Below are 13,234 nucleotides of genomic sequence, written 5' to 3' on the forward strand. Positions count from 1 at the left end.
GAAAGACGCCGTTTATTGACGGCGTCTTTTGCTTATCCTAGCATGTTTTTATTAATAGAAAGAGGCTTTTGCTTTTTTAAATATAGAAACATAAAGAAGAAAAAGATAGCACTGGAACCTCTTAAAATCGTAGAAATAATCATAGCTGCGTCCATAGTCGTATTTTCAAGCAGAAAAACTCCAAACTGAGGAGCAATAAACGCGACCAAGGCTAGCAATATATTATAATTCGCAATACAGAGACTTCGGTTATCTTCCTTCGTTACTTCTAACAGGTGATTGAATAATAATAATACTGTACCCGAAACAAATAATCCAGAGGATGCATTTACGATAACAAGATAAACTAAATTAGTTGAGAGCACAGTAAGAAATGGCGTGCTTGCCATTCCTAACGAAACTAATATCAGCATTTTTGCATTGCTATGCCTATCAGCCATTTTCCCCCACCATTTAAAGCTTGCAATTTGGGCAATTTGATTTGAAACAGTAAATAAACTAATCCAGAAGGCTGTTGCCCCGGCATATTTAATTTGGTAAATACTAAATAAAGACCAAGCCATTTGCCAGCCAAAATTAAAAAATAAGCTGCAAACTAGAAAATATACGAATGGTTTATATTTATATACATGTAACCCTAAATCAAACTTCTTCATTTCTTTCTTCTTATCAGTCTTTTTCTCTACATGTTTCATTAAATAATAGAATTCTAATAATCCAAATAGAAAGGCAGCAGCAAAAAGAATTTGAAATGGAAGAGCATTGCTTTTATCAAATTGCTGCAGCAGGATTCCTATTAGAAACGTTGAAATCATACCTACTACAGTCATAATTCTATTCCGATCACTAAAAAATCCGCTTCTTCTCTGATCAGGAATTAAATCACCAATAAAGGATTGCCAGCTCAAATTTGCAAAGGAACCCGGTAGATTCATGAAACCAACTAAAAGCACAAATGCCCAGCTTCGATATTCAACAGGTAAAAATATGACAAAAAACATCGCAATGAGAAACAGGCGAGCAGCTAAAAATGAGTACGCGGTAAACTTTTTCTTTTCTTCTAATCGGTTCAATATGATTGAACCAGCTAACATTGCAAACATTCCCACAAACTGGGGCAAAGAGCTGATCAATCCAACCTGATAATTCGTAGCACCCAGTACGCTAATCGCAAACAAGGGAAAATAATTATTACTGATATTTAAAACAATTGTAGTGGCAATCCCATTTCGAATACTAAGCTTTTCATTTAATTTTAATGCGGTATAGGCCTGTGGCATAGATATTCCTCTTCCCTCATTCATCAATGAAACTGTATATTTCGACATACTAAATATTTTTCTTAAGTTATCATAATCCCTCTCTTATTAAGTTGCAATAGGGATAATGCAGTTTTTAAAAATTTTAATTTTCATATCAAAATCACAAAAGAAGAGAATTATTTTTTAAAGAGAGTCCCACCTTTTAAATTTCCTTACGCCTACCACCGGTCATAAATAGAAGCTTTGAAAATTCACTTACATTTACATTCCATTGTTGTAATAGGTCATAAATGTTTTTAAGTTTAATTTTATGCAAAAAAATAAACCTGGATAAAAGTATATCCAGGTCATCTAAATGATTGATTAATTGTTCTTGCCAAAAATTTCAGCTTCCAATCTGCGTCCTGTTGGAGTTGCTGCTAGACCGCCTTCTGCTGTTTCTCTTAAAGCGGATGGCATTGTTTGTCCGATAAGGAACATAGCATGAATAACTTCATCACATGGAATACGGCTCTTAATGCCGGCAAGCGCCATATCTGCAGCAGTCATCGCATTAGAAGCGCCCATTGCATTTCTCTTAACACATGGAACCTCTACTAGTCCAGCCACTGGGTCACACACTAAACCAAGCATGTTTTTCAATGTAATAGCCATTGCTTCAGCAGCCTGGCTTGGCGTTCCGCCAGCAAGTTCAACAATAGAAGCTGCCGCCATTCCACTAGCAGATCCAACCTCTGCCTGACAGCCCCCAGCTGCACCTGAGATAGAAGCATTGTTTGCAACAACAAAGCCGAAAGCCGCTGCGGTAAACAGAAATTCAATCATTTCCATTCTAGTTGGATTTAAAACTTCTTTTACTGCAAATAACGTACCAGGAACAACACCTGCTGAGCCAGCAGTTGGTGTTGCACAAATTGTTCCCATTGCCGCATTCACTTCATTTGTTGCCACTGCTTTACTTACTGCATCAAGCAAAATATGACCAGATAATGCTTTACCGCTTTTAATATAATTTTGAAGAAGAACTGCATCCCCGCCTGTTAATCCTGAAACGGACGTTACTCCTTTTAATCCCCGTTCGACTGCCTGTTCCATAACCGTTAAATTACGGTCCATCTTTGCAATAATTTCCTCTCTTGAAAGACCCGTCACTTCGATTTCCTGCTGGATCATAATTTCAGCTATTTTTACTCCCTTATTTTCAGCAAGTTCAATAAGCTCCGCTACATTTCTAAACAATATCATTATTCCACCCCTAATTCCCAGCTGTTTCTATTAATCAACCATTCTGATAATCTGTGTTACATTCGGAACTTTCTCGATTTCTCCAATCACTTCTTGATTGATTTTCTGATCTACCTCAATAACCATTAGAGCCATTTTTCCTTTTTCTTTCCTAGATACTTCCATATGACCAATATTTATTTCATGATTAGCAAAAATCTTTGTCACTGCAGAAATAACGCCAAACTGATCGTTATGGACAACAAGAATAGCTGGATGTTCACCAGACAGTTTAAGCTTAAATGAATTAAGCTCCGTGATTTCGATTGTACCTCCGCCAATCGATATTCCAACAACCTCTATCTCGCCATTTTCATCATATAAATTAATTCGAACTGTATTTGGATGTTCTGGAACCATATCCTCCACGGAAAATATAATCTCCATTCCCGCTTCTGCTGCAAGTTCCAGAGATTTTGGAATTCGTTCATCAAATGTATCAAAGTCCAGCAAGCCTCCAACAATGGCCACATCTGTTCCATGCCCTTTATACGTCTTGGCAAATGATCCATAAAGGGAGATTACTGCTTTCTTTGGCAAACGATTAAATAATGTTCGGGCTACACGGCCAATTCTTGCGGCACCTGCTGTATGAGAGCTTGATGGACCAATCATAACTGGTCCAATAATGTCAAAAGCCGATCTATATTTCATTTCATAAGCTCCTTTTTTTCGTAATATATGAGTAGTAATTTATTTATGTTCTGCAAGGTCTTCTTGTTGAAATTCATTTATCGTTCTTATTTTTTGCAGATAATTATAAACCGTAAATTTGGAGACACCTAGCACAGATGCCACATAATCAGTTGCTCCTTTTATTAAAAAGGTGCCTTTTTCTTCTAATTGACGAACACATTCCACTTTTTCATCAAGTGTCATTAATGAAGGCGCTTTCTTAAATCCGACCAGAACCTGTTCGACCATTTCATGAATTACTTCTTGTACAGATGTAAAGAAGTTTTCGGATTTTGAATGCTGGTGATCATCGAATCTGATAAATTCCTCTATTTCTCCTCCAAATTGCATTAACAAGCTAATATCATAATTAATACATAAGGCACCAATTATTTTCCCGTGTATATCACGAAGGAAAATAGTTGCTGATTTCATGACATTTCCTTTATTCGACTGTGTTTTATAACTAGGAATATCTTCTATATCGTGATCCTTCTTTGCAAGCTCATTTAATACTAAATCTGTAATAGGAGAGCCAATTTTTCTTCCCGTTACACTCCCTGCCAGATGTATTAGCGATCTTTTCAAATCTGAGAAATCATGAACTGCCACTTCACAGCGTGAACCAAACATTTTTACAAGCATATCAGCTGTACGAATGGCTAAATCAAAGATTGGCCGATTAGATTCCTTCAATTCTGCCACATCCTTTTCAAGCATTACAATTATAAATTCATCATATCACAAAAATTCTTTAGTTAAAATAATATTTTAATAGCTACAAAATTTTTGTAATAGCAAAAAAAAGAAGACTCCTATAATTGAAGTCTTCTTTAAGATTATTATTCAATTATTTACCGATTCTGCCAAGGATGTCACAGGCGGTTTAGGATTTATCTTTCAAGCAAAAAAACCATAGCCAAAAAGCGATGGTTTCTATACATTCTTTAGTACTAAATATAGTCGATTATTCCGTTTTTCTTTTTCATCTTCTGTGGACAGATCATATTTCTTTAGTAAATGAAACACATCATTCAATAATTCTTGAGTATGTTCTTTTCCAAAAAAGCTTTCAAAAAGAGGAACCATATCTTTAGGCAAATAATCCTCTTGCTGCTCGTACTTCTGCCTTACATCGTCATGTGAATGATCCAATTTGCACTCGCTCATAAATATTCCTCCTGTCAGGTAACAATTTACATTTATTGTACACGGTGATCACACATTAGTCTAATATTTGACAGCTCCATTAGTTTACATAATAATATTATTTTCTAGAAATAAAAAAAGAGCGAAGATCATCTCTTCGCTCTCTTTCCATTATTCGACAGCTCCAGTTTTGGTCCCTGTTTCATTCGGAACAGGAATTTCTTTCTTTATATACTGGTAATCATTTCTGTTAATTGGTACAAAGCCATCAGGCTTATAAAATCTTAGTAAATCTTTATATACAATTTCATCTGACATTTGAAGCTCTTGTTTTACCTTTTCTGCTAAAGGTGCACATCCTGCACCATCAACAAGTTCACCAGTCTCATTAGAATAGCATTTTTCATCTACTTGTGTATATTTAGGAGACACGAAATCGCCATTTCGGAAAGGAACAATTTCACGGTGCTTCTCAGATAGAAGATCTGAACCGATTTCTAAATAATCTTTCGTATCAATTCCAAGTAAGTGCAGCAATGTTGGGCGAACGTCCACTTGGCCACCAATCTGATGCTGTGCTCCGCCATCTACACCCGGTACATGAATAAATACTGGGACTCTTTGAAGATTTCTTGCATATTCAAAAGGTGTAATATCTTTTCCGATAATTTGAGCCATTGCGTCATTATGATTTTCAGAAATACCATAATGATCACCATACATAACAATTACAGTGTTATCATACAATCCAGATTTCTTAAGGTCATTAAAGAACTGCTCGATTGCTTGGTCCATATAATGAGCAGACTGGAAGTACTGATTAACCACTTTATCATCTGTTTCAGCTGCTGGGAAATCAGTATCTCCATCATCCATTTTAAATGGGAAGTGATTTGATAAAGTAATAAATTTAGTATAGAAAGGCTGTGGCAAACTTTCTAACATTGGCATTGATTCCGCAAAGAACGGCTTATCCTTCATACCATAGTTCTTTGTATTTTCTTCACTCATATCATAGTATTCTGCATCGAAAAATTGATCATATCCTAAAGAACGATACATTTCATTTCGGTTCCAGAATGTTTTATAGTTTCCATGAAAAGCTGCTGAAGTATATCCATGTGTTTTTAAAATTGCTGGTGCAGCCTGAAGCGTATTTTGAGCTTTTGTTACGAAAACAGACCCTTGAGACATTGGGTATAAAGAATTTTCCATAATAAACTCAGCATCTGATGTTTTTCCTTGGCCAGTTTGGTTAATAATATTATCAAAATAGAAGGTTTTTCCATCATGAGCTAATGAGTTTAAGAATGGAGTTACTTCTTGGCCATTTAGCTTGTAGTCAATGATAAAGGTTTGAAGTGATTCTAATGAAATATAAATCACATTCATGCCTTTTGCCTTTCCGAAGTATTTCGGATTAGGAGAAGCGTAATTGGCCTTTATATAGTTTTCAACTTCTGTTATATCATTTGTATCCGCTAGAGCTCTTTGACTTGCTGATTGCGCATTTTGAATCACATCATAAACTGAGAAATTATAAGTTCCTAAGTACTTAACTAGGTAATTTCTATCGAAAGATCGTGTAAGCAGCTCTGGCCGATCAGTTTCAGCTAAACCAAGATTAATGATAAAAGTTAGGATTGCTGCTGCAATTACATATTTAGCAGGCTTTCTGCTAACAGTTTTCTCTGGGTTGTACCACTTTTTAAAGACGAAAACAGCAAGGATAATTGTGTCAATAAAGTAAAGAATGTCAAAAGGGCTCATTAATGAAAGTGCACTTTCTCCTAATTGACCTCCATTTGTTTTTGTTTGCATCACAACTGGGACTGTAATAAAGTCATTAAAAAATCTGTAGTAAACAATATTTGCATATAATAAAAACGACATTAGGAAGTTGATCGTTATTAAAAGTGCTGATTGAAGCCGGCCTTTAAAAAACAACGCAATTCCTAAAAATAATAGTGCCGAACTTAATGGATTTAAAAATAATAAAAACTCTTGAAGCTTATTATCAATCCCTAAACTAAACTCAATTCTATACGCAGCATATGTTTTTAACCAAAGAAGAACAACAATGAAGGCGAAGATCCTCATGCGTTTTTCTTTCATTAAGTCTTTTGTTAAAGCAAATACTTTTTTCATAATTCACACCTCACATTGTAGAAATCAGAAAAACTTAGCAATCGCTAAGTTTATAAGATAAATATTCGTGGTCAATTAGTTAATGAGTTGTTGAACGTAAACTACTATAACACAAATAAAAAAAAAGTTAAACAAGTATTCATTATATATTTTTAGTGCTATTTCAGCAAAATTCTTCAAAAAATTTTAAAACCTTCTTATAGAATTACTTGCACAAAACCTATCAATACATAAACTTTACCCAATACTTTTTGCTTTGAAACCCAAACAAAAACCTCTTTTTATACATATTTTGTAGTAAAGGAGGGATTACTTTAATGCATCCATTAACTTTACTGTATTTAGCTTGTATATTAGCAGGCTTTGCCTTAATTAAAGTACCGGTTTCAGCTGTTATCACACCAGTAATTGCTAGTTTTTTCCACATTCTAGGTGGAATTGCCGTTATTGTCTTTTCATTAGCTTTACTATACCTTGGAGTCAAAGCTCTAATCGGAAAAAGATAAGAATAAATATATGGGAGATCTAAGTTGATCTCCTATCTTACATATATTTAGGATAGTATATTGCAACTTTTTATAATATTAACCGTCTATTAAATAGGCTTCCTAAAGGAGTTAAACAAAATGAATAAATGGTGGTTCCTGCTAATTGGCTTATTATTAGTTACAGGCTGCAGCGAAAAAAAAGCACCGTTACAAGAACCAAAATTACCTTCTGAAGAATTCATTATGGAAGATTACTTCTTCCAGGAAAACAAAACATATAGTTACCGTGGAGAAGGTAATGAATACTCTGCTTATACAGAGGTTTTTTATAAAAGGACAGATAGTTATCTACCTTCAGTTGTTGATAATGGCGGGACCAGAATATTGAGGATTTATCAACTAACAAAAAAAGGAATTTATTTAGTTTATGAACAGCCAGAATTTTATGATGAACAGATCCCTTCCTTTGAAGAGATGAAAAAGCAATTTAATCCGGTACCTCTTCTTGAAAAGCCTATTAAAGTAAATTCATCATTTAATAACTGGAAAATAATAAACATTAAGGAAAACGTGGTGCTACCAATTGGTATGGTGAAGAATGTAATTATTGTTGAACAACAAGATCATAAAAACAACTCAATAGTACGAAAGTATTGGGCACCTAATACAGGAATGGTAAAGCAGGAGTTTATTACTACTGATCAGAATAATGAAGAATTTAACGTCATATCAGAACTTGAAACAATCAAATAACTTTTTGATAGGCATATTTAAATTCTTAAATGCATGCCTCATATTCATTTATTCTATTTGTATAAAGAAGTATAATATGGAAGAAGTATGATTTTTTCCTAGAGAGGAGCAATACATATGACTTATTCTAACACAGATGAAATTCTTCAATTAATTTCTAAACTAGTCTCCATTCCAAGTCCATCTGGAAATACAAATGAGGTAATTTCATTTGTTGAAAATTACTTAACAAACTTAAATGTAGAAACAAAGAGAAATCGAAAAGGCGGACTAATTGCAACGATTCAAGGACGAGACGAAAGTAACCATCGAATGCTCACAGCCCATGTTGATACCCTCGGAGCAATAGTTAAAGAAGTCAAACCGAGTGGTAGACTAAAGCTTGATTTGATTGGCGGTTTTAAATATAACTCCATTGAAGGTGAATATTGCGAAATTGAAACTTCCTCCGGCAAGAAATACACCGGGACTATTCTCATGCATCAAACATCAGTCCATGTATACAAAGATGCTGGTAAGGCAGAGCGAAATCAGGATAATATGGAAGTTCGCTTAGATGAAGTCGTACAGAATGCTGAAGATGTTCGTGCATTAGGCATTGAAGTAGGAGATTTTGTATCATTCGATCCGCGAGTAGTAATCACACCATCCGGATATATTAAATCAAGGCATTTAGATGATAAAGCAAGCGTGGCCATTCTTTTAGATTTAATAAAACAATTAAAAACAGATAATATAGAGCTTCCATATACCACTCATTTCTTAATTTCAAATAATGAAGAAATCGGCTATGGCGGAAATTCTAATATCACTCCTGAAACAGTTGAATACTTAGCTGTAGACATGGGTGCAATGGGTGACGGACAGTCAACTGATGAATACACAGTTTCCATTTGCGTAAAGGATGCTAGCGGACCGTATCATTATGGCTTAAGAAAACGACTTGTGCAGTTAGCTATTGATCACAATATAGGATATAAATTAGATATTTATCCATATTACGGATCTGATGCATCTGCTGCAATCCGGTCTGGACATGATATTGTTCACGGATTAGTTGGACCGGGAATTGATTCATCCCATGCATTCGAACGGACTCATAAATCTTCTATTGATAATACAGCTAAATTGCTTTACCAATATGTATTATCAAAAATGGTTATTTAAAATACAAGAAAACCAAGTCTAATAAAGGGCTTGGTTTTCCTTTGACATCCATAACTTAGCTTCTTTTAAAAAGGAGTTCTAGCTCCTAAGTAACGCGTTTTCCAGTATGCTAAATTCATATCGCTAATCGTAACCCCGGTTGAAGAGCCTGAATGAATAAACTTGTTATCGCCTAAATATATTCCAGCATGTGATGGACCAGAATCAGTTGTATTATAAAAAACAATGTCTCCAATCTTTAGTGAAGAAACTGGTTTCGTTGCATTCCAGATGGTTAGTACCGTTCTCGGAATAGCAATTCCAACATTATTAAATACATAGTTTAAATATCCGCTGCAATCAAACCCTGCTGGTGTACTTCCTCCCCAAACGTAAGGGACACCAATATATTTTTTCGCTTCGGTAACTAGTGCGTCTACCTTTGAAATAACACTGCCGCTAATGATTAATTTCTGCCCAGGATAAATGACATAGTCTATGAGCTTGTTCCATTCTGATAATTGATTGACAGATAAATTGTTAGCTTGGGCAATTTTCCATAACGTATCACCAGTACGGACTTGGTAAGTCATTTCATGTGCACTTGCAGGGTGTTGAAATGCTGTAATAAAGAGCCCAGCAGCTGCTGTCATCGTCAATAGTTGCTTTCTCATTGTACACACTCCTTATTTCTTCTTTTACACCCTTATTTTAGTAATTAATCTATTAAAATCCTATCTGTAAAAAATGGTTTATGTAGTAATTCAATCCTATATTTGTCCAATTTGGATTTTTGACCTTTATTACCCAAAATTAATTAGGTATATTGACCTAAAAACAACATAGGATTCTACTATTATCAAAATAATCAAGTAAAATACTTTCTCATAGAAAAGAGGAGCTGAAATTTTCACAGCTCCTCTTTGTGTTATTTTTTATCTAGCCATACTCTTTTATTTTCAATCCTCTCGGTAATGCCTAAAGAATCAAGCTTCTCTAAAAAAGGAATCATATATTTTCTGGAAAGATCAAGAACTTCCTTTGCATCTCCAACTTCAAATTCTAAAGCTGTATGCTCTTTTAATTGTTTTACAGCCATTTTAAAATGATCCGCATGCCAGTAGAATTGTTCATCAAGTGAAATGATTTCTTCATTTTCAATTAAAAAACGTTTTAAGTCTAGTACCAGATCATTTGGAATGCCAGCACTCGTAAAATAATCAGAGAGATATTTTACTTTGAATCCATCCATTTTTAATTGTGCCAGCATATTCTCAGCCCTTTTCTGCCAGCTTTTCGGGACATTAGGGGTGAATTCATTTAAGAAAATATATTGGTCTTTTTTTGCAAAAACAGACATTTCCATCCCCTGCTCCAATACAAACTCTGATAGTTTTTTGGGATAGCGATTAATTAATTGTAATAACTCTGCTTTATTCATCCCTAACTTTAGTGGATTTTCACTGTGGAAGGTCTGTAATATTGACGTTATTTCTACTTCAATCTGTTCTTTCGTTTTAACTAATGTATACTCTTTGTTATCGTAGAAAAGAAATTCCTCATCCATTAAATAATCTATAAGCTCTTGTTCAGAAAGAGATGTTCTTTTCACGATCTCTTGAACGGATAAGCTTTTTGCCGCTAATAAGGCAGCTATGATTCTTTCTTTTGGTGTGCCCTCTTTTTTCTTTTCCAAATCTTCGACTGTTTCTAATCCAAATCGATACTTTTCACCTTTTGGGTCAATAACCCAGCCTCCGCCAATGGTTTCCTGAGGACTTGGACGCCTAATTATAAAGCGGTCTCCTCTTTTTGTGACAATTTCTTGATCCAGACGAATTTGACAGAGAACTTCTGCATTTGCACCCTTCATTTCATTACGGTCAAAGAATACAATCTTGCCCAGTACTTCTGCAGTACCGATATGACACTTTATCGGCATTCTCTGCTTAACTATATATTCTAATTCCCCGGCAATTAGAAGGGCAACATCAATTGTTTTCGTAACAATAAAATGCTCAGAGGAAACAAGAACATCTCCACGCTGTATATCCTCTTTTGCGATTCCGGATAAATTAATAGCCGTACGCTGACCAGCGTAAGCACTTTTCGCTGGTTTGTGGTGGACTTGAAGTTGACGTGCACGTGTTTCTATTCCATTTGGCATGATCATTAACGCTTGTCCCTCTTCAACGGCTCCTTCATATACTGTTCCTCTGACCACTGTTCCTTGGCCTTTCACTGAAAACACTTGGTCAATAGGCAGGCGAAAGGCGCCATTAATATCTCGTGCTTCTTGTTTCTTTAATTCGTTAATAATTAAATTTTTTAAATCATTAACCCCTTTCCGTGACACACTATCAACTAAAGTGAAAGGAGCATTTTCAAATACAGTGCCAGTTAGCTCTTCTAAAATATCATCCCTGACCAGGTCAATGAATTCTTCATCGACTCGATCAATTTTTGTTATCGCAATGATTCCGTGTTTGATTCCTAATAAACGAAGTATATGTAAATGCTCACGTGTTTGCGGCATGACTCCTTCATCTGCAGCGACAACAAGCACAACTAAATCAATTCCTGCTACCCCGGCAATCATCTGTCTAATAAACCGTTCATGGCCAGGTACATCGACAACTGAAATTTGCAGCTCATCATTTTCATACAGTGGTGCGAAACCAAGCTCAATAGAAATTTGCCTTTCCTTTTCCTCTTTTAATCGATCAGTATCTACATTTGTTAGCGCTTTCGTTAATGTCGTCTTTCCATGGTCAATGTGACCCGCCATACCAATTGTGAAATATCTTTTGTTGTTCAAAAACAGTCACCTCCCTTAATATTACCGAGTTTTACTTTTTGGCATATTACTAGCACTAGAAAGAAAAAAACTAAAGCCGCTCCTTCTAAAGCAATTATATAGAAAGGAAATGGACCGAAATAATCCAATAATGAGGCATTTGAAGGTTTAGAGGCTAGAAACATATAGTTTCCTCCTGTAACTTTGTTCACAACAAATGCAAGACAAGCACTTACATTTAGAAATATAAAAGACTTAATAAGCCCTTTTCCGTTAGGTATATATTGATGGACGATGAAAAAATATAGACAAGTCCAAATGATTGCTATATGAGTAATAAAAAATTGAAAAAATCGGAAGTGCGGAAAACCAAGATATAGTTCTGGAGTTATGACAGCCATTGCTGCTCCAGTGATCCCGATAAAAAAAACAATTTGAAAAACAAAAGCTGACTTCGTAATAAGTAAAATCAGGCAGAGTATAAGACTGATCGAACAGAGCTGCAATGGCAATGTAAAAGATATCTCCCAATAACCATCTTTAAATAACCATATATGGTACATAGATTCCAAAACAAATAAACTAGTAAACAATATAAACCTTATAGCTCTGTCATATTTTATCAGTATTCCTCTATTTTTATAAATCAATATAGAGCCGGCAATTAATACAAAAATCATCGTAAAATGCTGAAGTGAAAATGCCTCGAAAGGAAATGGAGCAAAATCATGTCCAAACAGCTCATTCATAACGGATTCCTCACTTTAACCCCATTTTCGAATCTAGTCCTTATTTTTCACATTTTCCCTTTAGTCCATATTGCTGGAATTCTAATTTTTTCGTAGTCTCTAAGCTAATAATTTCCGGATCTTTCAGTACAATTTTCTGCTTAAATAATGGTCCATCATACACAAAAGTATGATATTCACCCGATTCTCCCATTGGACACATTTCTTTCAATTTAACATCCTCGAAAAAAGAAGTGTCTAGCTCTCTTCCTAACCATGTATCATCGAGGATATCTTCCCTTATACGGATAACGGTTGCTTTATAGCCTGAATTCAGAAAATTCTCCAGCATGTTAAGAGCTTCATCCTGTTTCCCCCATAAGGGATACAAAGGTTTAAGTCCAGCAGACTCTGCTACCTTTTCTCCCCATTCTCGATGCCCTTCCAAATACAAGTCGCCAAAAGCAACAGCATCAAGCTGATATGTTTCTTTCAATGATATTAGTTTATGTATAAAACTGTCTGTATAATGCTCAAAGGAGGTCGAAATAAATTCGACTGGGATTTTTAAGGCGGTCCCTTGAAGTTTAACTAATTCCATTTTTTCACCATGGCCAAAGGTTCTGCCTATTTCAATTGGAACAGTCGTAACTAAACAAACAACATCCAGTCCATTGTTGGACAAAACATCAAGGCTAAGGCAGCCATCCTTACCTCCGCTCCATGATAAAGCAACTCTTTTTGTCATAATACATCATCCTTCTATCTAGCTTATCCCTATAGTACCATGAAATGGTCAGTATA

At 35.2% G+C, this 13,234-nt stretch carries 13 protein-coding genes; 3 read left to right on the top strand and 10 right to left on the bottom strand.

Translation table 11 applies throughout. The annotated features are described in order from the left end of the window. Positions 1–32: 32 nt before the first annotated feature. From H0173_RS01210 to ltaS, 6 genes are all read right to left on the bottom strand, one after another. Positions 33–1,280, bottom strand: a complete 1,248-nt coding sequence (locus tag H0173_RS01210; RefSeq protein WP_260630967.1) for an MFS transporter — start codon at positions 1,278–1,280, stop codon at positions 33–35. Positions 1,281–1,625: 345 nt separating this feature from the next. Next, the gene (gene sdaAA / locus H0173_RS01215) at positions 1,626–2,501 is read right to left on the bottom strand and encodes an L-serine ammonia-lyase, iron-sulfur-dependent, subunit alpha (protein ID WP_221844771.1); all 876 of its coding nucleotides are present in this window, start codon (positions 2,499–2,501) and stop codon (positions 1,626–1,628) included. A 36-nt stretch (positions 2,502–2,537) separates the two neighbouring features. Continuing rightward, entirely contained in the window at positions 2,538–3,200 is a 663-nt protein-coding gene (gene sdaAB / locus H0173_RS01220; protein ID WP_221844096.1) for an L-serine ammonia-lyase, iron-sulfur-dependent subunit beta, read from the bottom strand. A 39-nt stretch (positions 3,201–3,239) separates the two neighbouring features. Further along, the gene (locus tag H0173_RS01225; protein WP_313770598.1) at positions 3,240–3,926 is read right to left on the bottom strand and encodes a helix-turn-helix transcriptional regulator; all 687 of its coding nucleotides are present in this window, start codon (positions 3,924–3,926) and stop codon (positions 3,240–3,242) included. A 231-nt stretch (positions 3,927–4,157) separates the two neighbouring features. After that, positions 4,158–4,391, bottom strand: a complete 234-nt coding sequence (locus H0173_RS01230; protein ID WP_221844097.1) for a group-specific protein — start codon at positions 4,389–4,391, stop codon at positions 4,158–4,160. Positions 4,392–4,541: 150 nt separating this feature from the next. Continuing rightward, complete coding sequence (ltaS, locus tag H0173_RS01235) at positions 4,542–6,485, bottom strand: lipoteichoic acid synthase (protein WP_221844775.1); 1,944 nt, start codon at positions 6,483–6,485, stop codon at positions 4,542–4,544. A 350-nt stretch (positions 6,486–6,835) separates the two neighbouring features. On the opposite strand from ltaS, the gene H0173_RS01240 reads away from it, so the two are divergent. From H0173_RS01240 to H0173_RS01250, 3 genes are all read left to right on the top strand, one after another. Further along, the gene (locus H0173_RS01240) at positions 6,836–7,024 is read left to right on the top strand and encodes a hypothetical protein (RefSeq protein ID WP_221844098.1); all 189 of its coding nucleotides are present in this window, start codon (positions 6,836–6,838) and stop codon (positions 7,022–7,024) included. 120 nt (positions 7,025–7,144) lie between these two features. Continuing rightward, positions 7,145–7,759, top strand: a complete 615-nt coding sequence (locus H0173_RS01245; RefSeq protein ID WP_221844099.1) for a hypothetical protein — start codon at positions 7,145–7,147, stop codon at positions 7,757–7,759. Between the two features lie 117 nt (positions 7,760–7,876). Then, positions 7,877–8,926: a M42 family metallopeptidase gene (locus H0173_RS01250; protein WP_221844100.1), complete on the top strand. Its 1,050-nt coding sequence runs from the start codon at positions 7,877–7,879 to the stop codon at positions 8,924–8,926. Positions 8,927–8,991: 65 nt separating this feature from the next. Here H0173_RS01250 and H0173_RS01255 read toward each other — a convergent pair whose 3' ends face one another. From H0173_RS01255 to H0173_RS01270, 4 genes are all read right to left on the bottom strand, one after another. Further along, complete coding sequence (locus tag H0173_RS01255) at positions 8,992–9,579, bottom strand: C40 family peptidase (RefSeq protein WP_221844101.1); 588 nt, start codon at positions 9,577–9,579, stop codon at positions 8,992–8,994. 254 nt (positions 9,580–9,833) lie between these two features. Further along, a complete protein-coding gene (gene selB, locus H0173_RS01260) occupies positions 9,834–11,723 on the bottom strand; it encodes a selenocysteine-specific translation elongation factor (protein WP_260630969.1) in 1,890 nt (629 codons plus the stop codon). Then, positions 11,720–12,451 (bottom strand): YwaF family protein, encoded by a 732-nt coding sequence (locus tag H0173_RS01265; RefSeq protein WP_221844102.1) that lies wholly within the window; start codon positions 12,449–12,451, stop codon positions 11,720–11,722. Before H0173_RS01265 ends, selB begins: the two co-directional genes overlap by 4 nt. A 40-nt stretch (positions 12,452–12,491) precedes the next feature. Continuing rightward, positions 12,492–13,178, bottom strand: coding sequence for a Dph6-related ATP pyrophosphatase (locus tag H0173_RS01270; RefSeq protein WP_221844103.1), 687 nt, complete (start codon positions 13,176–13,178; stop codon positions 12,492–12,494). Between the last annotated feature and the right edge of the window lie 56 nt (positions 13,179–13,234).

The organism is Bacillus sp. S/N-304-OC-R1 (genome assembly GCF_019749375.1).
In the GTDB taxonomy this organism is placed as follows: domain Bacteria; phylum Bacillota; class Bacilli; order Bacillales; family Cytobacillaceae; genus Cytobacillus.

What these genes read in the sequence shown, in the direction of transcription:
- H0173_RS01255 (WP_221844101.1), bottom strand. Translation starts at nt 9,579, where the DNA reads ATGAGAAAGCAACTATTGACGATGACAGCAGCTGCTGGGCTCTTTATT.
- H0173_RS01230 (WP_221844097.1), bottom strand. Translation starts at nt 4,391, where the DNA reads ATGAGCGAGTGCAAATTGGATCATTCACATGACGATGTAAGGCAGAAG.
- H0173_RS01265 (WP_221844102.1), bottom strand. Translation starts at nt 12,451, where the DNA reads ATGAATGAGCTGTTTGGACATGATTTTGCTCCATTTCCTTTCGAGGCA.
- ltaS (WP_221844775.1), bottom strand. Translation starts at nt 6,485, where the DNA reads ATGAAAGAAAAACGCATGAGGATCTTCGCCTTCATTGTTGTTCTTCTT.
- sdaAB (WP_221844096.1), bottom strand. Translation starts at nt 3,200, where the DNA reads ATGAAATATAGATCGGCTTTTGACATTATTGGACCAGTTATGATTGGT.
- H0173_RS01250 (WP_221844100.1), top strand. Translation starts at nt 7,877, where the DNA reads ATGACTTATTCTAACACAGATGAAATTCTTCAATTAATTTCTAAACTA.
- H0173_RS01210 (WP_260630967.1), bottom strand. Translation starts at nt 1,280, where the DNA reads ATGCCACAGGCCTATACCGCATTAAAATTAAATGAAAAGCTTAGTATT.
- H0173_RS01240 (WP_221844098.1), top strand. Translation starts at nt 6,836, where the DNA reads ATGCATCCATTAACTTTACTGTATTTAGCTTGTATATTAGCAGGCTTT.
- H0173_RS01245 (WP_221844099.1), top strand. Translation starts at nt 7,145, where the DNA reads ATGAATAAATGGTGGTTCCTGCTAATTGGCTTATTATTAGTTACAGGC.
- H0173_RS01270 (WP_221844103.1), bottom strand. Translation starts at nt 13,178, where the DNA reads ATGACAAAAAGAGTTGCTTTATCATGGAGCGGAGGTAAGGATGGCTGC.